Source organism: Sphingorhabdus sp., from assembly GCF_046154385.1.
GTDB lineage: Bacteria > Pseudomonadota > Alphaproteobacteria > Sphingomonadales > Sphingomonadaceae > Sphingorhabdus_B.
This window is the reverse complement of record NZ_JBJXFW010000035.1, coordinates 1-20,424: the sequence shown is the minus strand read 5'-3', so window position 1 is coordinate 20,424 and position 20,424 is coordinate 1. Positions and strand designations below refer to the sequence as shown.

Annotated in this window: 18 protein-coding genes; 5 read left to right on the top strand and 13 right to left on the bottom strand. The window is 56.6% G+C overall.

Annotation, left to right across the window (positions count from 1 at the left end):
- The 7 genes from mdh to ACKVOS_RS06325 form a co-directional block, all read right to left on the bottom strand.
- The coding region (mdh, locus tag ACKVOS_RS06355; protein WP_409211175.1) for a malate dehydrogenase at window positions 1-854 on the bottom strand (854 nt) is incomplete at its 3' end.
- 139 nt (window positions 855-993) lie between these two features.
- Window positions 994-2,379 (bottom strand): M20/M25/M40 family metallo-hydrolase, encoded by a 1,386-nt coding sequence (locus tag ACKVOS_RS06350; RefSeq protein WP_409211174.1) that lies wholly within the window; start codon window positions 2,377-2,379, stop codon window positions 994-996.
- Between the two features lie 22 nt (window positions 2,380-2,401).
- Window positions 2,402-3,514, bottom strand: coding sequence for a cell division protein ZapE (gene zapE / locus ACKVOS_RS06345; RefSeq protein ID WP_409211173.1), 1,113 nt, complete (start codon window positions 3,512-3,514; stop codon window positions 2,402-2,404).
- 18 nt (window positions 3,515-3,532) lie between these two features.
- On the bottom strand, window positions 3,533-3,985 hold the full coding sequence (locus ACKVOS_RS06340) for a PaaI family thioesterase (RefSeq protein ID WP_409211172.1): 453 nt from the start codon (window positions 3,983-3,985) through the stop codon (window positions 3,533-3,535).
- 14 nt (window positions 3,986-3,999) lie between these two features.
- Window positions 4,000-4,779, bottom strand: a complete 780-nt coding sequence (locus tag ACKVOS_RS06335) for a succinate dehydrogenase iron-sulfur subunit (RefSeq protein WP_409211171.1) — start codon at window positions 4,777-4,779, stop codon at window positions 4,000-4,002.
- A gap of 85 nt (window positions 4,780-4,864) precedes the next feature.
- Entirely contained in the window at window positions 4,865-6,202 is a 1,338-nt protein-coding gene (locus ACKVOS_RS06330; protein ID WP_409211170.1) for a hemolysin family protein, read from the bottom strand.
- A gap of 57 nt (window positions 6,203-6,259) precedes the next feature.
- Window positions 6,260-7,483 carry an FAD-dependent oxidoreductase gene (locus ACKVOS_RS06325; protein WP_409211169.1) on the bottom strand — a complete coding sequence of 408 codons (1,224 nt, stop codon included), beginning with the start codon at window positions 7,481-7,483 and terminating at the stop codon, window positions 6,260-6,262.
- A 175-nt stretch (window positions 7,484-7,658) separates the two neighbouring features.
- Here ACKVOS_RS06325 and ACKVOS_RS06320 point away from each other — a divergent pair, with 175 nt between their 5' ends.
- The 4 genes from ACKVOS_RS06320 to ribA all read left to right on the top strand — a co-directional run bounded on the left by ACKVOS_RS06320 (window position 7,659) and on the right by ribA (window position 12,762).
- Window positions 7,659-9,920: a DNA translocase FtsK 4TM domain-containing protein gene (locus tag ACKVOS_RS06320; RefSeq protein WP_409211168.1), complete on the top strand. Its 2,262-nt coding sequence runs from the start codon at window positions 7,659-7,661 to the stop codon at window positions 9,918-9,920.
- A gap of 66 nt (window positions 9,921-9,986) precedes the next feature.
- Complete coding sequence (locus ACKVOS_RS06315) at window positions 9,987-10,610, top strand: LolA family protein (RefSeq protein WP_409211177.1); 624 nt, start codon at window positions 9,987-9,989, stop codon at window positions 10,608-10,610.
- 284 nt (window positions 10,611-10,894) lie between these two features.
- Window positions 10,895-11,701 (top strand): exodeoxyribonuclease III, encoded by an 807-nt coding sequence (gene xth / locus ACKVOS_RS06310; protein WP_409211167.1) that lies wholly within the window; start codon window positions 10,895-10,897, stop codon window positions 11,699-11,701.
- A gap of 2 nt (window positions 11,702-11,703) precedes the next feature.
- A complete protein-coding gene (gene ribA, locus ACKVOS_RS06305) occupies window positions 11,704-12,762 on the top strand; it encodes a GTP cyclohydrolase II (protein ID WP_409211176.1) in 1,059 nt (352 codons plus the stop codon).
- 3 nt (window positions 12,763-12,765) lie between these two features.
- On the opposite strand, the gene ACKVOS_RS06300 is transcribed toward ribA, so the two are convergent.
- Window positions 12,766-14,799: a transglycosylase domain-containing protein gene (locus tag ACKVOS_RS06300; RefSeq protein WP_409211166.1), complete on the bottom strand. Its 2,034-nt coding sequence runs from the start codon at window positions 14,797-14,799 to the stop codon at window positions 12,766-12,768.
- A 45-nt stretch (window positions 14,800-14,844) separates the two neighbouring features.
- Entirely contained in the window at window positions 14,845-15,237 is a 393-nt protein-coding gene (gene msrB, locus ACKVOS_RS06295; RefSeq protein WP_409211165.1) for a peptide-methionine (R)-S-oxide reductase MsrB, read from the bottom strand.
- Window positions 15,238-15,355: 118 nt separating this feature from the next.
- Between msrB and ACKVOS_RS06290 the strand changes: the two genes are divergently transcribed.
- Complete coding sequence (locus ACKVOS_RS06290) at window positions 15,356-15,886, top strand: DUF4402 domain-containing protein (RefSeq protein WP_409211164.1); 531 nt, start codon at window positions 15,356-15,358, stop codon at window positions 15,884-15,886.
- Between the two features lies 1 nt (window position 15,887).
- Here ACKVOS_RS06290 and holA read toward each other — a convergent pair whose 3' ends face one another.
- From holA to ACKVOS_RS06270, 4 genes are read right to left on the bottom strand one after another with little or no spacing between them, the layout of a single operon-like run.
- A complete protein-coding gene (gene holA / locus ACKVOS_RS06285; RefSeq protein ID WP_409211163.1) occupies window positions 15,888-16,910 on the bottom strand; it encodes a DNA polymerase III subunit delta in 1,023 nt (340 codons plus the stop codon).
- Window positions 16,907-17,395 carry an LPS assembly lipoprotein LptE gene (gene lptE / locus ACKVOS_RS06280; RefSeq protein WP_409211162.1) on the bottom strand — a complete coding sequence of 163 codons (489 nt, stop codon included), beginning with the start codon at window positions 17,393-17,395 and terminating at the stop codon, window positions 16,907-16,909. Before lptE ends, holA begins: the two co-directional genes overlap by 4 nt.
- Complete coding sequence (gene leuS, locus ACKVOS_RS06275) at window positions 17,392-19,908, bottom strand: leucine--tRNA ligase (RefSeq protein ID WP_409211161.1); 2,517 nt, start codon at window positions 19,906-19,908, stop codon at window positions 17,392-17,394. Before leuS ends, lptE begins: the two co-directional genes overlap by 4 nt.
- A 2-nt stretch (window positions 19,909-19,910) precedes the next feature.
- On the bottom strand, window positions 19,911-20,342 hold the full coding sequence (locus tag ACKVOS_RS06270) for a DUF3576 domain-containing protein (protein WP_409211160.1): 432 nt from the start codon (window positions 20,340-20,342) through the stop codon (window positions 19,911-19,913).
- Window positions 20,343-20,424 lie beyond the last annotated feature (82 nt).

The window sequence follows — 20,424 nt, the reverse complement described above, 5'->3', positions numbered from 1 at the left end:
ACTTTCTCGACGCCGCCTGCGCCGATTACCACAGGAACACCGACATAGAGATTGTCGACGCCATATTGGCCGGTCAGGTGGACAGCGGCGGGCAGGAGGCGCTTCTGGTCATACAGATAGGCTTCGGCCATCGCGATGCCGCTGGTTGCAGGGGCGTAATAAGCGGAGCCGGTTTTGAGCAGGGCGACAATCTCGCCGCCGCCGCTGCGGGTGCGCTGGACGATCGCGTCGATGCGTTCCTGCGTCGACAGGCCCATCGCAATCAGATCGGGAACAGGAATGCCGGAGACGGTCGAATATTGGATCACCGGAACCATCGTGTCGCCATGGCCGCCGAGTACAAAGCTGGTCACATCCTTGACCGAAACGTTGAATTCTTCGGCGAGGAAATGGCTGAATCGGCTCGAATCCAGCACGCCTGCCATGCCGACGACCATATGGTGCGGCAGGCCGGAAAATTCGCGCAAGGCCCAAACCATCGCGTCCAATGGGTTGGTGATGCAGATGACGAATGCGTTCGGCGCGTTGGCAGCAATACCTTCGCCGACGGCTTTCATCACCTTCAGGTTGATGCCGAGAAGGTCGTCGCGGCTCATGCCGGGCTTGCGCGCGACACCGGCGGTGACGATGATGACGTCTGCGCCAGCGATATCGGCATAATCATTGGTGCCGGTTATCTTGGAATCGAAACCTTCAACCGGACCGCATTGCGACAGGTCGAGCGCCTTGCCTTGCGGAACGCCTTCGACAACGTCGAACAAGACGACATCGCCAAGACCTTTATATGCAGCGAGATGGGCAAGTGTGCCGCCGATATTACCGGCACCGATAAGCGCAATTTTTTTGCGAGCCATGAAACGAAATCCTTCCCTTAAGGCCTATAGCGGAATTGACGTCGCGTTACGCCGAATCGCTGTGGATAACAACCCAATAAAGGCGACAGGTTAAGGCTTTTTGCGATAATAGTTCGCAATAGCGTTAACTGGCGTCCGGCTAGCCCGCCACCCGCTTCAACATCTCCATCCAGATCGGAATCTGGCCGTGAAACCCTTCGATCCAAACCCTTTCGTTCAGGCCATGGGCACCTTCGCTTTGCCCGACAATTCCCCAAAGCCCGCCAAAGCCGTAAACAGGAATTCCCCGGGCGCGCAGGAATGCCCCGTCGGTTGCGCCTGCTGACTGAAACGGGATGACCGGCGCATCTTTGAAGCGCGTCGCCACCGCCGCGCGATAGGCTTCGGTGATGTCGTCGCGCAACGGCGTCGGCGATGTTTCGGGCGTTTGGGACCCTTCAACGGCTGTGACTGTCACATCCGGACCGGAAAGCGCCTGCAGTTGCTGGCGCACATCTTCTATCTTTACGCCCGGAAAAATCCGGCAATTGACATTGGCTTCGGCCTTTTGCGGCAAGGCATTGGGCGCGTGCCCGCCCGACAACATCGTTGCAACGCAGCGCGTCCTTGTGCCGCCGCTGTCCATCGCTTCCAGCAAATCGGCGGTCTCGCGGTCTTTGGGGTCGGCTAGAAAACGCTTCAAAAGCTCGCCAAATTGGCCGCTATCCCCCTTTGCCAATGCAGCAAATGTGGCGCGGGTGGCATCGTTTATCATTGGTTCGAAACGGTGACGTTCAAGCGCAGTCAACGCATTTGTAAGCGCATAAATGGCGTTGTCGGGTCGCGGTACGCTGCTGTGGCCGCCCCGGTTGGTGGCGGTCAATCTATAATCGGCATATGTTTTCTCGGCGATTTGCATGCCAAATGCTTCCACCCGGCCGTCGGGAAAAACGGAACCGCCGCCTGCGTCGCTGTTCAGCGCATATTCGGCGTCAATCAATGCCCGCCATTCGGTCGCCGCGCGTTTGCCACCATTGCCGCTGGTTTCTTCGTCCCCGGTAAACAAGACGATGATGTCGCGGGTGGTTTGGAACTTTTCTGCCCGCAAATATTGCAGGGCGATCAATATGCCGGTTAATCCGGCCTTATTGTCATTGGACCCGCGCCCGAGATAATAGCCGCCCTCTTCCCGGAATTTGAAGGGCGGATATTTCCAGTCGCTTTCCTTGGCCGCGACGACATCCATGTGCGCCATCAACAATATCGGCTTTTTCCCGCTCGGCTTTTCCGCTGGCCAGCGTGCGATCAGCGTTTGGGTGCCGTCATGATCCTTGACGATCACATCCTTGATTCCGGCGTTGCGGAATTCCGCGGTCAGCAAGGCGGTCAGCTTCTTAAACTCGGCGGTCTGCCCCTCAACGGTGGGGATTTCGACAATCTTCGCAAAAAGATCCCGTTCCGCCTGGCGTTGGGCATTTTGCGCCTGACCCTGCACTGCGGTCATTGCCAGCAGGCCGGCCGCGACTATCGATATATGTCTGAACATCCTCATCTCCTTTGCGTGCAGCCTAACGCGGACCATGGCCCTCCGCCAGATATTCCTCCGACTGCATTTCCAAAAGCCGCGACACGGTGCGGTCAAATTCGAAACGTCCGTCACCTTGCGGGTAAAGCCTGTCGGGAATGGCATCGGCCGCCGCCAGAAATTTCACCCGATGTTCGTAAAGCGCATCGATCAGGGTGACAAAACGCGCCGCCTCGTTCCGGTTTTCGGGGCCAAGCACGGGAATACCGACCATGATGACCGTGTGAAACCGCCGGGCGATTGCCAGATAGTCCGCCGCCCCCCGCGCTTGCGCGCACAGGCGCTTGAACGAAAAGACGGCAACGCCTTTCAACGCCTTGGGCACATGAAGCGTCCGGCCACCGCCGACATCCAGTTCGAGTGCCGGAACATGCGCGCGGTCTTCGGGTGGATAGTCGGTCAAACGGAAAAAGCTTTGGGATAAGGCAGCGGTTGCCTCCGGCCCGTTGGGAACGAGCCATGTTTTGGCATCGCCCAGCCGGTCGCGACGGTAATCGAGCGCGCCATTGAGCGCGATAATGTCGAGCTTGTCCTTCACCAGTTCGATAAAGGGCAGAAACAGCTGACGGTTCAGGCCATCCTTGTACAGATCGTCCGGATGGCGGTTGGATGTTGTCACGACCGTTACGCCCGCGGCAATCAGGCCAGTGAACAGGCGCGACATAATCGCGGCATCCGCCATATTATTGACCACCATTTCGTCAAAACACAGCAAGCGCGCCTCATCCGCCAAGGCGGCGACCAATGGCGGGATGGGATCACCTTCTTCTTTTGCGCGCTCATGTTTCAGGCGGGCGTGGATGTCGAGCATGAATTCATGGAAATGAACGCGCTTTTTGCGGCGGATATTCACCGAATCAAAAAACAAATCCATCAGCATCGATTTACCGCGTCCAACACCGCCCCACATATATAACCCGCGCACCGGGTCAGGCTTTTTGCCCAAATAGCGCCAAATCGTGCTTCCGCGCGGCGGCACGGCTTCAAGTTGGGTCTGCACCCGGGTTAACGCGATGATGGCGGCGGACTGATCGGTATCTGTCTTGAGTTCATTGGCCGCCACCAACGCGGCATAGCGGGCTTCGACCTTATCCATGCAGTTCACCGCGAACAATCATCGTTGCGTGGGTTTCCGGATTGTCCCTGAAAAAGCGGCGACCCGTTCGCTGCCCTGCGTCACGATACCACGCATGAAAAGCAAGCGACCGGTTTCTTTCAGCAATTCGACCTCCGCATCCAAGGGTTCGCCAATGACCCCTGCACCAATGAACTGCACCGAAAGATCGAGCGTCACGGCGGCGCCTGCCTCGATCAGGCCGAACATGCGGGATGCGCCGAACATGGCGACATCGATAAAGCCCAAGGTGACGCCACCGTGTACGGCGTTGCGTAAATTGCTGTGACGATGTTCGGGAAACATACGAAGGCGCGCCTTGCCTTCCCCTTCGCTTCGCATCAGCATTTTGCCCAGCACCGTGCCATTATAGCGCGAGGTGTCGGTCATCTGCCAATTTAGCCAGCCCGGATGATCGGGGTCAGGGCTGCTATCAAATGCGGGAGTTTCCAAACGCCGACCCGAATTTAAATATGCCGTTCGGCAACCATTTTCTTGGTTTCCGCAATGGCTTTTGCCGGATTAAGCCCCTTGGGGCAGGCATTGGCGCAATTCATGATGGTGTGGCAGCGATAGAGGCGGAATGGATCTTCCAGTTCATCCAACCGCTCACCGGTCATTTCATCGCGGCTGTCGGCCAACCAGCGATAGGCCTGCAGCAATATGGCCGGTCCCAGAAACTTGTCGCTATTCCACCAATAGGATGGGCAACTGGTCGAACAGCAGGCGCATAAAATGCACTCATACAGACCATCCAGCTTGGCCCGGTCTTCGGGCGACTGTAGCCTTTCCTTGCCCGATGGTTCGGGCGTTACGGTTTGCAGCCAGGGCTTGATCGAGGCATATTGCGCGTAGAAATGGGTGAAGTCAGGAACGAGGTCCTTAATGACTTCCATATGCGGCAGCGGCGTGATGGTCACTTCGCTTTTGCAATCTTCAATTGCCGTTGTGCAGGCAAGGCCGTTTTTACCGTCGATATTCATCGAGCAGGATCCGCAAATGCCTTCGCGGCATGAACGGCGGAAGGTGAGCGAACTGTCCTGTTCACCTTTCATCTTGATGAGGGCATCCAGCACCATCGGACCGCACTGTTCGGTATCGACTTCAAATGTGTCGTACCGCGGGTTTTGACCGCTGTCGGGATCGTAACGATAGACTTTGAATTTCTTCACCTTGCCGTTCGTTTTTGCCTCGTGAACGGTGCCCTTTTGGACTTTGCTGTTCTTGGGAAGGAAGAAATCGGCCATATCTATATCCTGTGGAATCTAAGGAGCCTGAATCACGGCCCCAATTCTGAACGTCGTGCAATCCGTTATAGAGCCATTGTCTTAATCACAAGCCCTCAACTTCGTCACTCATGCTTGCTTTTTTTGCAAGCGCTACCCGCAATTTGTCGATTTTCCGGCCGTCCATATCGACCACTTCAAATCGCCAGCCTTGGTCGATGAACGATTCGCCTTCTTCGGGCAAATGCCGCAAGATATGCAACACATGACCGGCGGCGGTCGCATAGTCCCTGTCATCGGCCAGGTCGATGCTCAAAATCTCGGCCATTGCGTCTGCGGCCATTGCACCTGATACCAGCATGGAACCGTCCTCGAGGGTTACGATATTGGGCGCGCTTCCCTGCGCCTGATCGGACGCAAACTCACCTGCAATTGCCGCCAGCAAATCATTCGGCGTCACGATCCCTTCAAAATGTCCATATTCATCATGCACCAACAACATCGGGACGTCCGAAGACCGCAGGATTTCCAACGCGTCCATGGCATCCAGCTGATCCGGGACAATTTCCGCCTTTCGCATCAGGTCGCGTAAATCCAGACGCTTGCCGCTGATCTGGGCGGCAACAATATCGCGTGATTGTACAACGCCGATGATGTCATCGCCATTTTCGCCGGTCACCGGAATGCGGGTATGCGGGGAATTCACCAGCACATCGCGCACCTCGTCTTCCGATGCATCGGCCGATATCCGGTCAACGTCGGTGCGCGGTGTCATCACTTCGCGTACCGGCCTGTCGGCCAATCGAACGACGCCGGCGATGACCTTGTGTTCATGCTCTTCAATAATTCCGGCGTGGGTGGCTTCGGCAAAAACCATGCGAAGCTCTTCTGTGGTCAATGCCTCCCGACTGTCCCGGCGCATCCCCAACAGGCGGAAGATCAGGGCGCTCGATCGGTCAAGAAGCCATACAATCGGGGCCGTAATGCGGGACAATATCTCCATAGGTCCGGCAACAATGATGGCGATCCGTTCAGGCGCGATCAGGGCGAATTGCTTGGGGACCAGCTCGCCAACCACAAGCGAGGCATAAGTTGTGATCGAAATGACAATTCCAAAGCCAAAGATATCCGCCCAGTCTTCAGGAACGCCGATAAAGGCAAGTCGCTGCGCCACCGGCTCCCCCAGCGTCGAACCGGAATAGGCCCCTGCTATAATCCCGATCAACGTGATGCCAATTTGAACCGTCGATAGAAATTTTCCGGGATCACGCGCAAGGCGTAATGCCGTGTTTGCGCCGCGCGTGCCGCCATCGGCCATTGCCTTTAACTTCGCTGCGCGCGCCGAAACGATGGCGAGTTCCGACATCGCGAAAATCCCGTTGACGCCGATCAGCACCAATATTGTCGCGGCATCAAACCAGGGAAAGGGACTAAGGGGTTCCATAGGAAGAATTTCCCCTTAGCGGTAAATAGCAGCGTGTGGCAACCGGTGAGCTGTTCGTTATGCGGTGACGCCCTGCAATAATTTGGGCAAAGCGCCACTTTCGCCCCTTGCTTCAGCCATGAAAAATGCTTTGGCGGGGCGTGTGCGCTGGATCATACCCATGCCCAGACGGCGGACCGCCGACGCGGTTTTACCGGGGATAGAAAATAACCGGTTCAACCCGTCCGTCGACATCGCCACCATCAACGTATCGACGCTGCGCCAGCGGCTGTAACGGTCCATCAGCTGGGCGTCGCCAAGATCAAGCCCCAGGCGCAGTCCGTCGACAAGCACTTCCGTCAACGCCGCCACGTCGCGCAACCCCAGATTCAGCCCTTGCCCTGCAATCGGATGAATTCCATGGGCGCTGTCTCCGATAAGAACAAGTCGCTCCGCTGTGATCGACCCTGCGTGATGGAAGCCAAGCTTGTAACTGGAAAGCGGAGCGGCCAGTTCGACCGCGCCCAAAATCCCGCCCATGGCCTTGTGCAATTCGGCCGCATATCCACGGCCTGATAGCTTAAGATACCCTGGGGCATCGGCCGCGTCGACGGACCAGACGATGGCGGAACGGTGCCGTCCATCCGGACTGTCGCACATGGGCAGCACCGCAAATGGGCCGGATGGATAGAAAATTTCATATGCAATATTCTTATGCGGCTTTTCGTGGAATATCGCGCCAACCATCGCACTATGTTTATATTGCCAGTGTACGATCTTTATTCCGGCCTCTTCGCGCGTTGTACTTTGCCGTCCTTCGGCAACGATCATCAAATCGGCTGAGAGCGCAGCGCCATTGTCGAGTTTTACTGTTACGCCAGAACTATCGCGTGTTTTTGCAATTATGCCTGCGGGCATATGCAGGTGAATGGCATCGCTGGACTGCGCCGCTTCGTATAATGTGCGTCGTAAAAAGCGATTTTCGAACATCTGCCCCAGATATCCATCATCGGCACCCGGGACAAAATCGAGCGAGCCGGGTTTCAAGCCATCGCTAACCCAGATCTGTTCGATAGGGCAGCCTTGGCCGTGCAATGCGTTAGCAAAGCCGATGGCATCAAACATCTTTAAGCTGGAACTGGAAATGGCCGATGTCCGGCCATCAAAGCCCGATGCGAGCATGGAGGCCGGATCGGCGCGATCAATAACATGGCTGGTGATGCCGTGCTTTGCGAGGGCCAACGCCTGCGATAGGCCGATAAGGCCACCGCCGATGATGATTACGTCTGCTTTTTGCGTCATATTGTCCATATGGCGCATTTGACGGCGTGACTCAAAGGAGGATTTTGCCCGTAATGCTTGACGGGGACTCCGGCGAAGGCGAAAAGGGGGCGTATTAACCGAATAGAGCAGTGTTTCGATGGCGTCGCGTATTTCAAAGTTTTCATCCAGGAATAACATGGCCAATTGGCGGCAAATGATGCGCGCTTCGCTGATCCGGAGCAGCGCCATGATCGGCGCGGCGGCGCTTGGTATCTTCGCTGTCTTTTATGGATTGTCGGTCTTAAGCTATTCGCCTGCCGATGCAGCCTTCAACAGCGCCGCTGCAAATGTTCAGCACAACTGGATGGGCCAAACAGGTGCGTATCTCGGTGACGCCGCCTTGTTTCTTTTTGGTTTGCCATCGATTTTTATGTGTCCGTTATTGCTTGTGTTCGCCCGCCGTCTATGGCGCGACGTTTCCCAGCCGCAGTGGAAACGGCAGTTGATTTTTTGTGTCGCAGGGATGCTGATCATGGGATTCGGCATGGCCTATTGGCAACATGGCAGCGACATTGGCCTGCCTGCCGGTTGGGGTGGAACAATCGCTTTGTTGCTGGATAGCGGCATAACCACCTTGGTCGGCCAAATTCAGGGCACATTGGGAACACTCATCCGGGTCATCCTGATAGTGGGCACTATTTTGGGTGGAATTACCCTGGTTATCCGCTCACTTCAGCTGGAACGCCCCTTATTCCGCATTCCCGCATTATCGATTCCCAAATTCGGGAATGGCGCAGGTTTCGTGGCTGATGTGGATGACATAGCCCCGACGCCGGTTTTGGAACCGAAACCCCCACGCAAGGCGGTAGAGCCGGAAAATCGCCCGCCACCGGTTATTGACGACCGCAATGCGGCTCCGAAAAAAGCGGCCTTTTCAACGGGCGCGCGGCAGGGCGATTTTTTTGGCAGCTACGCCCTGCCGTCGCTCGATCTGCTTGATCCGCCTCCTTCCATATCAGCGCCCAAGCTGGACAAGGCCGCCCTTGAAGCCAATGCCAGATTGCTGGAATCGGTGCTCGACGACTTTCATGTGAAAGGGCAGATTGTCGCGGTGCGGCCGGGGCCTGTGGTGACGATGTACGAACTGGAGCCTGCGGCCGGCATCAAGTCCAGCCGTGTCGTTCAACTGGCCGAAGATATCGCACGGAATATGTCGGCCTTATCTGCGCGCGTTTCCACGATTCCGGGGCGCACGGTGATGGGCATCGAATTGCCGAACGCCAATCGCGAAGCTGTTGTGTTTCAGGAAATGGTCGGATCTAGCGCCTTTGCCGATCAGAAAGGCGCTCTGCCGATTGTCTTGGGCAAGAATATTTCCGGCGATCCTGTCATTGCCGATCTTGCGCCCATGCCCCATTTGCTGGTCGCTGGCACCACCGGGTCGGGTAAGTCGGTGGGTCTGAACTGTATGATCCTGTCGCTGTTATACCGGCTGACGCCCGACCAGTGCCGGATGATCATGATCGATCCGAAAATGCTCGAGCTCAGCAGCTATGACGATATTCCCCATCTGCTTTCACCTGTTGTGACGGAGCCGGCAAAGGCCATTCGCGCGCTGAAATGGGCGGTCGAGCAAATGGAAGAGCGGTACCGCATGATGTCGTCATTGGGTGTCCGCAACCTTGCCAACTTCAATGAAAAAGTACGCGCAGCCTCGGCAAAGGGCGCTCCTTTGGGGCGCAAGGTCCAGATTGGCTATGATCCGATGACGGGCCAACCCCAATATGAAGAAGAGCAATTGGCCTATGAACCGATGCCGCAAATTGTCATCATCGTCGACGAGCTGGCCGATCTGATGATGACCGCGGGCAAGGAGGTCGAATTCCTGATCCAGCGGCTGGCGCAAAAGGCGCGGGCGGCGGGTATCCATTTGATCATGGCGACGCAGCGGCCATCGGTGGATGTTATCACCGGCGTTATCAAAGCGAACCTGCCCACGCGCATTTCCTTCCATGTGACCTCGAAAATCGACAGCCGCACGATTTTGGGCGAACAGGGCGCGGAACAATTGCTGGGCAAGGGGGACATGCTCTATATGGCAGGCGGGCGCGGCTTGACGCGTATTCATGGCCCCTTTGTTTCTGACGACGAAGTGCGGCGCGTTGCCGATCACTGGCGCGGGCAAGGGCAGCCGGAATATATCCAGGCGGTCACCGAGGAACCCGAAGATGGCGGCTTCGACTTTGGCGGCATGGGCGGCGATGACAGCGAAGAGGATGCCCAGTATCGCAAAGCGTGCCAGATCGTCTTTGAAAGCCAGAAAGCATCGACCAGCTGGATTCAGCGGCAATTGCGGATTGGTTATAACAGCGCGGCGCGGCTGATCGACCGGATGGAGGAAGATGGCTTTATCAGCGGGCCGAACCATATCGGACGGCGCGAAGTTCTGCGTGACCGGAACGGCGAACCTCTTTAGGCGTTCAGACATGGTTCAACGCCCTTTTGCCAATGCGTATGACATTCTCCCTTGGAATCCAAAAATATGACGTTCGGAAAATACGCACTGATATTCGCACCTGTCGCAATCGTGCTGACGATGCCAGGTTCGGCACAAAGCGGCTCGTCCAAGATGGACCAGGTCGTCGCGCATATGAAAGCGGTTGGCACGATGTCGTCCAGTTTTACCCAAACCGACCGGCGCGGCGGGACGCTTTCGGGCAAGTTGCTGCTCAAACGTCCCGGTCACGTTAGGTTTGAATATCAAAAGGACGTACCGTTGTTGATAGTAGGCGACGGCAAGGCGCTGACGGTGGTGGATTATGAAGTAAGGCAAGTCCAGCGTTGGCCAATTCGCAACAGCCCGCTGGCCGCGCTGCTTGATCCGGGTCAGGATCTGCGGCGCTTTGGCAAATTGGTTGAAACGTCGACCGACGATGTGACCAGCGTAGAAGTGCGTGACCCGAAGCGGCCGGAGTTCGGGGTCATCACAATGATTTTCGTGCGCCGTCCCGGTGCGCCAGGTGGCCTTACCCTGAATGGATGGGTGGCCCTCGATTCCAAGAACAACCGGACGACAGTCCGACTCACCGACGTAAAATATAACATAAATATCGCGAGTTCGGCATTTACGTGGAAGGACCCCCGTCCCGTCCGGCGTAAATCCTAAAGTGACGACGAAGCGATGCTGGGTCCCGACCAACCGCGAAACTGAACTGCCTTGTTCATCTGGCTGACAGGAAAGTCATTGTATAAATTTCCTATCAGCAGTTGGTAGTTCGTGTGGTTTTCCCCCTGTTGCCCACGACGATAAAGCCGCCGCTGATATCCGCGTGACGAACGCAAGCTTAGCCCTCATCCCAAATGCCCCCGGGATGAGGGCTTTGCTTTTTCCGCCATATTCTTCATCCGTCACTTGCCCAGAACCATTCCTGCTTCTAGGGCTTTACTCCTATGTCACAGACACTCCGTATCGCCTCTTGGAATATCAATTCAGTCCGCGCCCGCATCGACATTGTGGAGCGCTATCTGAAAGAAGAAGCGCCCGATATTTTATGTCTGCAGGAAACCAAAGTGATCGACAGCCTGTTTCCCGAAGGGCTCTTTCGGCAGTTGGGTTATCGACACATGATGATCAACGGGCAACCCATGCACCACGGTGTTGCGATTGTCAGCAAGGTCCCGTTGATAAACCGCAAAGTCGAAGATTGGCAAGCCAATGGGGAGGCCCGCCATATAAGCGCGGAGCTGAATCTGGAATCGACCCGCGGTATTCGTATCGATAATGTTTATATCCCGGCGGGAGGCGAGGTTCCTGATCGCGAATCCAACCCGAAATTCGGGCAAAAGCTCGATTTTCTGACCCGGATGAAAATATGGTCACAAGGCGTTAGCAGCGCGCATATATTGACGGGCGATTTTAACGTCGCGCCATTTGAACATGATGTGTGGAGCCATAAGCAGCTCGTTAATGTCGTCAGCCATACAGCCGTAGAGTGCGAGCTTCTTGCCGCGATCAAGGATGCCGGCAATTGGGTGGATATCGCCCGGCATTTTGTCGACCCTTCGCAAAAATTATACACATGGTGGAGTTACCGCGCGCAGGATTGGGAAACATCGGACCGTGGCCGACGGCTTGACCATATGTGGGTTACGCCCGACCTGAAAGCCAAGGCCAAGGCCCATGTGGTGCACAAGCATGTCCGCGGTTGGGGCAAACCTTCGGACCATGCGCCTATCGTAACGGAATTCGCCTTTTGAATATCGGCCCTTCTTCGGACGGTGACCCGAAGCGCGCCGCACGGGCCATTGATGCCCTAAGACGCGGGTGGCCCATTCGGATCACACACAATGGTGAAATGATACGCGTGGCCGCAATCGAAACGGCGGTTACGGTTCAGGGCGCTTCAAGTCTGCTGTTATCGGCAAGCCGTGCAGCAACTCTCAAGCTTGTGAATCAGCGCGCCGCAGCCAACACCGATTTGCCCGTCCGTATCGCAGCCCCGGCGGATCTTGATATGAGTATGGCAGTGGCAATTGCCGACCCGACGCTTGATCTGCTTTACCCGTTGAAGGGTCCTTTTCTGGCCCAGGCGGTTACAGATATGTTCCCTTGTGTTGCCGCCATGGAACTGGCGCGGCTGGCCGGACTGCTGCCCGCATTTCTGGTTTTGGATACCGATGCTTCGACCGATGATATGGTTGCGCCCGCCGATGTCGATGCCTTTGACGACAGCGATAATTTGCAGATCGCCGCGCGTGCCAATTTGCCGGTCGCGGTCAATGCCGATACCGAAATCGTGGCGTTCCGTTCGCAGGCCGATTCAACCGACCATGTCGCGTTGGTGATAGGAAAACGCGACGGGTCACCGCCCGTCGTCCGTTTGCACAGTGAATGTCTGACCGGCGATGTTCTGGGCAGCTTGAAATGCGATTGCGGCCCGCAATTGCATGAGGCGTTGCACCAGATATCCGACGCCCAATGGGGCATATTGCTCTATTTGCGTCAGGAAGGTCGGGGCATTGGCCTGATCAACAAATTGCGCGCTTATGCGTTGCAGGATCAAGGTTTTGATACCGTTGATGCCAATGTCCGCCTGGGCTTTGCCATAGATGCCCGCGATTTTTCGGTGGCGGCGCGGATGCTCGACCTGTTGGGCGCTCGCTCGGTGCGCCTGCTTACCAACAATCCGGAAAAGGTGGCCGGGTTAGAAGCCGAGGGTGTAGAGGTTTGCGAAAGGCTTCCGCTGCAAATCGCTTCCAACCCGCATAATGCGCGATATCTCGCCACAAAACGCGACCGGACCGGGCACGCGCTTTAGGCCTTAAAACCCTGCCGGTTCATCCGGCTCTGGCGGAGCATCCACGGGTCGGCGGCCGATCGCCTTGTCGATAAAATCCTCATCCAACTGCTCGGATCGGATGCCATCGGGAAGACCCGGGTCATCGACAGACGGGACGCCTTCAATCGGGTTGCCATTTTCATCCAGCAACAAAGGTTCGCCATCCGCGCCCAGCAATAATTCTTCTTCCTCCAGCCGTTCGGGGAAGGTGACTTCGGTGGCGAATTGTTCGACGGGCCGATTGGCCACAGCAACGCGCATAAATGCGGCCCAGGCCTGCGCCGGTGCCCGGCCGCCCTCCAATCCGCCGACCGCTCGGGCATTATCCCGTCCCATCCAGACCCCCGTGGTGAGGCCGCTTGAAAATCCAAGAAACCAGCCGTCTTTGTTGCTGCTGGTTGTGCCGGTTTTGCCAGCCGCCGGTCGACCGATATTGGCCGCGCGTCCGGTGCCGGTCGCAACTGCGGTCTGCATCAAATCGGTCATTCCGCCCGCAACCCATTCTTCGACCAATTGGATCGATTTTTGCGGCTTTGCAGAATAGATGACGTCACCGTCAATCGTGGTGACTTTGGTAATTCCATATGGCGTGATGCTCCGACCTTTGGCCGCGACAGCGGCAAAGGCACGGGTCATGTCGATTACGCGCGCCTCCGATGTTCCCAAAACCATCGAAGGCTGGGTATTGATCGGCGTGGTAATTCCAAAGCGCTTCGCCATATTGGCGATGCTGCTGGTTCCCACTTCTTCTCCAATTTTCGCGGCTATTGTGTTTTTGGAATATGCAAATGCTGTCCGCAACGTAATTTCGCCGGCATAGCTTCCCCCGCTGTTTTTGGGTTGCCACCCTTCGATTTCCACAGGTTCGTCCACAACCTTGTCCTCAGGTCGAAAACCGGATTCCAATGCGGTCAGATAGACGAACAGTTTCCATGCAGACCCGGGTTGCCGCACGGCCGTGACGGCACGGTTATAGTTACTGGTAACATAATCGGTTCCGCCGACCATCGCCTTGACTGCGCCATCACGATCAATGGCCACCAGAGCGCCCTGCGTGCCCTTTGGTGCATTGGCAACAATGGCTGCTGTCGCGGCACGCTGCATTTTCAGGTCAAGTGTCGTCCAAACGTCAATCGCTTTTTCGGTTTCGTCAATCACCCCGTCGAGCTGCGGCAGCATCCAGTCGGTGAAATAGCGGACACTGTCTTGTGGCGGCTCGGAAGCGATCTTGACTTGGGCAGGCTTGACCGCAGCGGCCTGTTCAGCCGTGATCATGCCCGCGTCCTGCATAACCTCGACCACCACTCCTGCGCGGTCCAGCGCGGCTTTTGCGTCCGCAGTCGGGGAATAACGTGACGGGGCCTTTACCAGTCCGGCGATAATAGCAGCTTCCGCAAGCGAGAGTTCTTCGGCGCCATGGTCAAAAAATTTGCGGCTGGCCGCATCAACACCGTAAGCGCCGCCGCCAAAATAGACCTTGTTCAAATAAAGCTCGAGTATCTGTTCTTTGGAAAATTTGGTTTCCATTGCGAGCGCGAGGATAATTTCACGGATTTTACGGCCGAATTCCTTGTTGCTGTTCAGATACACGTTACGCGCCAGTTGCTGCGTAATGGTTGATCCACCCTGCGTCCAACGGCCTTCTATCGCACGTACATAAAAGGATCGCGTGATACCAATGGGATCGACCCCCGGGTGCATATAATAGCGCCGATCCTCGACCGCGACCATCGCCTCTTTCATCTCGTCGGGCAGTTGCTTGAATGTCAGCCAACGCCCGAAACTGGGGCCAAGCGATTGGATGACGGTACCGTCTGCGGCCCGAATCCGGATCATTTGGCCATTGGGTGACGCTTTCAGATCTTCAAAACTGTCAATTTCGCCACGCGCGATTGCGACAAATATCCCGATCACCATCAGGCCGAGCAGCAGCCCGAAAATGCCGATTTTGAAAAGGCGGGCGATCCATGTCATGAACGATCCGCGTCCGCTATTTGGTGTATATGCACGTGCCATTGCGCGTGGTGTTAATGCCAATGCGATTCGCCGACAAGGACCAAGTTATTCAGGATCGAATTCAAGCGCCGCGCTGTTAATGCAGTATCGCAAGCCATTCGGGCCCGGACCATCGGGAAAAACATGGCCCAAATGGCCTTCGCAGGCGGCACAGCGCACTTCGGTGCGGACCATTCCGTGCGACATATCACGATGTTCCTCGACCACTGCTGGGTCTGCAGGCGCCGTAAAACTGGGCCAGCCCGACCCGCTATCGAATTTGGTATCGGAAACGAACAATGCCGTGCCGCACCCGGCGCAGCGAAATTCACCTTCGCGCTTTTCATCGGTAAGCTTGCCCGCAAAGGCCCGTTCCGTCCCCGCTTCGCGCAGGACATGATATTGCACAGGGTCGAGCTCTGCTCTCCATTCAGCGTCGGTCTTTTCAACTTTTTTCATATCACGGGCCTTTCCGCGTTTAACAGGTCCAGACCCTGAATGTGGGGGTCAGATTTTGGTTGGTCAAGGGGCTGACTTAACCACTCGTTTACCATGTCGTCGCTAAAGTGAACAGGTTATGACAGGACCAGGTCATAAGTTGCGCGCTTTGGTGGCGTTGGGGCTGTTGCCGTTGCTTTTGGCGGCGGGAGAGGGTCCGTGTCTTTTGTGCACCGCACCGGATAACAAAACGCCGGAAACTGCCGAACAGGATATTCCGCTTTCCATTGATATCACCACAAAGCTGGATTTCAGTCGCGCCGCTCTTTCCGGGCAGGGTGGCGGCCACATTGAAGTCGATCCCAGCAATGGAACCCGCCGGGTGAACGGCGGCATTTTGGATTTGGGCGGTTCGGTCCTGGCCGGAACCGCGGTGGTCAGGGGGCAGCCGGGCCGATCGGTGCGAATTGACATGCCCACGACTGCCCGCATGACGTCATCACAAGGTGGTGTCGTGGAAATTGCCGGATTGCGGACCAGCTTGATCGGTAATTCACGGCTGGATCAACAAGGTCGGCTGGATTTCTCTTTTGGCGGCACATTGATTGTCCGCGGCAACGCAACCGGTACGTTCCGCGCGCGTATCCCAATAACTGTTCAATATGAATGACCTAGCCCCGGCGGGCTGCGGCGCGCGCGATGCGGATCAATTCTTCTTCCAATATCACCATTGCCAGATTCTCGCGGACGCTCATCAACTTTGATTCCACGTCGAGCAAATGGCTATTCAAGCCCGCCAGCCGCGCCGAAGGCCAGCGCCCCAATTGTTTGACGAAATCATCAGCTTCTTTCCAGAATATCGATCTCGTCGCCTTTACCACCGCACCGGGATTGGACCCGCTATCTACTTTTGCCCGTAACGTTGCCAATAACGTAACCCGTCGTTGGAACGCCCGGATGATACGGATCGGTTCGACCCCCATTTCGCGTGCGGCGACCAACTCACGCCCGGTTCCCCGTAATTCGCCGCCCATCACCTGGTTAACCAGCCCCCCTATATTTTCTTCGCCGGTTTCGGCCGAAAGGGCTTCAAACGCAGCAATTTCGACCGTTGCGGGCCGCTGGGGTGAGGCATCATAATAGAGCGACAGTTTCTCGATTTCGGCTTGCGCCAATTTGCGGTCTTGGCCGGTATATCGCGCGATCCGTGCCGCAAGGCTGCGGTCAAGTTTCAATCCCAACGTCGCGGCATAGCCCATGACCGCCGTCGCGGCGTCGCCTTCTTCGGGCAGGTAGCTTATAAATGACAGTGCGCGGGGGTGGCTTTCCGCCAATTTGCGTAACTTGCTGGCCTTGGTCAGGTTGCCGGCAATGGCGATGACGGGATTTGCTTCACCTTCCAGCGCCAACAGATTTTCGACGGCGGCCAATCCTTCTTCGCGGCGAAAATTGACGCGCACATAGCGTTTGTCACCGAACAGCGACATTGATGTCGCTTCATCGGCCAACAAAGCGGGATCATTCCGGATCTGGTCACTGTCAATATCGACGCGTTCAGCGCCGACCAATATTGCGGCCATCTGGCTGGCGATATCGGTGTTGGCAGATTCGTCCTGGCCGAAAATAAAAAACAGCCGGATGTCGGGCCGCGTTGTGATTGCACCAATGAAACCGCGTTCCTTGGCGGTGCTCATTCGCCGCCTGCATAAAGCGAGAGGCGGGTTACAATCTGGTCCGCCACGCGCTGGGTCAGGTTTTCGAGCGCGGTGTTCTCGCTGGCGATGGTGGCATATTCGGAACTGACGACGTCGATCCCTGCATCTGCGCCGGCCGTCGCATCCAAAACGGTTTCGCCCGTCGCGCGTGAAATAAGCTGATAGCGCGCACGCAATGTGCGCCGTTCACGGGTAACGGTATCATCGGCCCGCACGCCAAATCCTTCGATCTGGTCATCCAGAGCGACCACCAGCCGGAATTGAGCAGCGTCTGCTTGCGGCGCGCCCAACCGGTCGCTGAGCGCATTACGCATCAACCATCCGCTTTTCCCCTGGATAGGTTCGACGGCGATGGACCCCAAAGTCGAAGCCACAGCGCCTTTGGATCCCCCGCTGTAAAGCGGCTGCAACCCGCAGGCGGGAAGCATCAGGGCAAGCAACACGGGGGCAATAAAGCGTTTCATATGACGATGTTGACCAGCCTGTCCGGCACAATAACGACCTTGCGGATTTCCGCGCCGTCGATCGCAGCCTGAACCTTTTGGCTGGCAAGCGCAAGCGCCTCCATCGCGTCCTGGTCCAATCCCTTGGGCACGGTCAGCGTATCGCGCAATTTGCCGCGGACTTGCAATGCAATGGTCACTTCGTCCTCGATCAAAAGTGCGGGATCGAAAACGGGCCAGGGTGCATCGGCGATCAGGCCGTCCCCTAAATTCGTCCACGCTTCTTCGGCCAGATGTGGCACCATCGGGGCGGACAACAGGATGATCGTCTTGATAGCGGTATCGCGCGAAGCCGAAGGCGCGGCCTTTTCTATGGCATTGGCCAGATCGTATATTTTCGCCACAGCCTTGTTGAAGGACAGTGCCTCGATATCGGCACCAATGCCGGCAATCGCCTGATGCACTTTACGAAGCAAAGCCTTATCGTCTCCGCCCGCGCCGCTGACCTGCCCGGTTAAGCGCCAAAGACGCTGGACAAAGCGCCAGCAGCCTTCGATCCCGGATTCGGACCATTCCAGATCGCGCTCGGGCGGGCTGTCGGACAGCATGAACCAGCGCACCGCATCGGCCCCATATTGGTCGACAATATCGTCGGGATCGACGACATTTTTCTTCGATTTGGACATTTTCTCGATGCGCCCGGCCGTAACCGGCGCGCCGGTATCGATCATTGTCCAGACAGCACCTTCGCGCCTTACCTGTTCCGGCGTGAGCCACGCACCTTTGGCGTCCTGAAATGTCTGATGCGTCACCATGCCTTGGGTAAACAGGCTGGCAAACGGCTCTTTCACGTCTATCATACCGATATGATTGAGCGCCCGCGTCCAGAACCGCGCATAGAGCAAATGCAAAATCGCGTGTTCAACGCCGCCAATATATTGCTGCACCGGCAACCATTTTTCCGCAATGGCGCGATCAAAGGGCTTGGTACCCGGCTGGCTGGCAAAGCGGATGAAATACCAGCTTGAATCCACGAATGTATCAAGCGTATCGGTTTCGCGGCGCGCGGCTTTGCCGCACAATGGGCAGTCAACTTTGCTCCAAGTCGGATGGCGGTCCAACGGGTTCCCGGGGATGTCGAATGTCACATCTTCCGGAAGTTTTACTGGCAACTGTGCTTCGGGAACCGGAACTGCGCCGCAGCTTTCGCAATGGATGATCGGGATCGGCGTACCCCAGTAACGCTGACGGCTGACGCCCCAATCGCGCAGGCGATATTGTGTTTGGCCCTTGCCCCATCCTTCGGTTTCGGCTTTTGCAATCACGTCGGCCTTGGCCTGTTCGATCGACAGGCCGTTCATCCAGTGCGAATTCACAATAGTGCCGGGTCCGGTATAAGCGACGTCGCCGGTGAAATGGCTATCGCTTAGTTCACCGTCGGACACCACGCGGGTGACGGGCAGGTCATATTTACGCGCAAAGTCGAGGTCGCGCTGGTCATGCGCGGGGCATCCGAAGACCGCCCCCGTACCATAATCCATCAACACGAAATTGGCGACGTACACGGGCAGATGCCAACTGGGATCCAGCGGATGTTCAACCGTCAGGCCGGTATTAAATCCCTTTTTCTCGGCCGTTTCGATATCAGCGGCCGTGGTGCCGCCTTTGCGGCATTCTTCGATAAAGACGCTCAATTCCGGTGCATGGGCCGCCAATTTCTGAGCGACCGGATGGTCGGCGGCGATGGCGACAAAGCTGGCGCCGAACATGGTGTCGGGCCGCGTTGTGAAAACGTCGATACCATCGCCGTTCGATCCGGGAAAGGCGAAGCGGAACGTGAGGCCTTTGCTGCGTCCGATCCAGTTTTCCTGCATCAACCGGACTTTGTCGGGCCATTGATCCAACGACGAAAGACCTTCGAGCAACTCATCGGCAAAATCGGTTATTTTCAGGAACCATTGGCTGAGCTTCCGGCGCTCCACAGGTGCCCCGGAACGCCATCCTTTGCCATCAATGACCTGCTCATTGGCGAGCACAGTCATGTCCACCGGGTCCCAATTTACCGCCGATTCCTTGCGATACACCAGACCGGCGGCATAGAGTTTCAGGAACAAGGCCTGCTCATGACCATAATATTCCGGCTCGCACGTTGCCAGTTCCCGCGTCCAGTCAATCGCGAAACCCAGCCGTTTCAATTGCGCTTTCATGTTGGCGATATTGTCGCGGGTCCAGCCGCCGGGATGGACACCCTTTTCCATGGCTGCATTTTCGGCGGGCATTCCGAAGGCATCCCAGCCCATCGGATGCAAAACTTCGTGGCCGGTCATGCGCTTATAGCGCGCCAGCACATCGCCCATCGTATAATTACGGACATGGCCGATATGGATTCGCCCGGACGGATAGGGAAACATTTCGAGCACATAGCTACGCGGCTTCGGAGAAGCGTCGTCAGCGACGAAACTCGCCTGATCTTCCCAAATCTTCTGCCACCGCCCGTCGGCGACGTGCGGGTTGAAACGATCAGGCTGGGTCATAATTATCCGCTAATGGCTGTACGGCGCAGGTCGCGAGCCTTGGTCAGGATAATGGCTTCCATTTTTTGCACAGTAGCTGCGCGCAAAGGTGCGGCAACCCATTGTCCGTTTTGGGAAACTTCACGACTTCCCGCTACACGCAGGGCATCGGCGCGCAGATCCTGATCCAAAATCGAAATCGTCAACTTGATGCGTTCGCCGGGGCTTTGCGGATTTACATACCAGTCGGTCACAATCACGCCGCCAGCCGAATCGGTCTGAACAAGCGGCATGAACGACAATGCATCCAGCGATGCCCGCCATAAATAGCTGTTGACGCCGATCGTGGTAACCTGACTTGCCGCAAGATCGGCTTTCGGACGCATAACGCCGCCGCAGGCGGACAGCAATAATGTGCCAGAGGCGAGAATGAGTGCCAGGCGAGTGAAGCGCATAATTTGTCCTTGAACGATGAAAAAGTGAGAATCCTCTATAGCGCCTTGCTGGCTTGAGCAAGCTTTCTGGGTGCTGAACCAG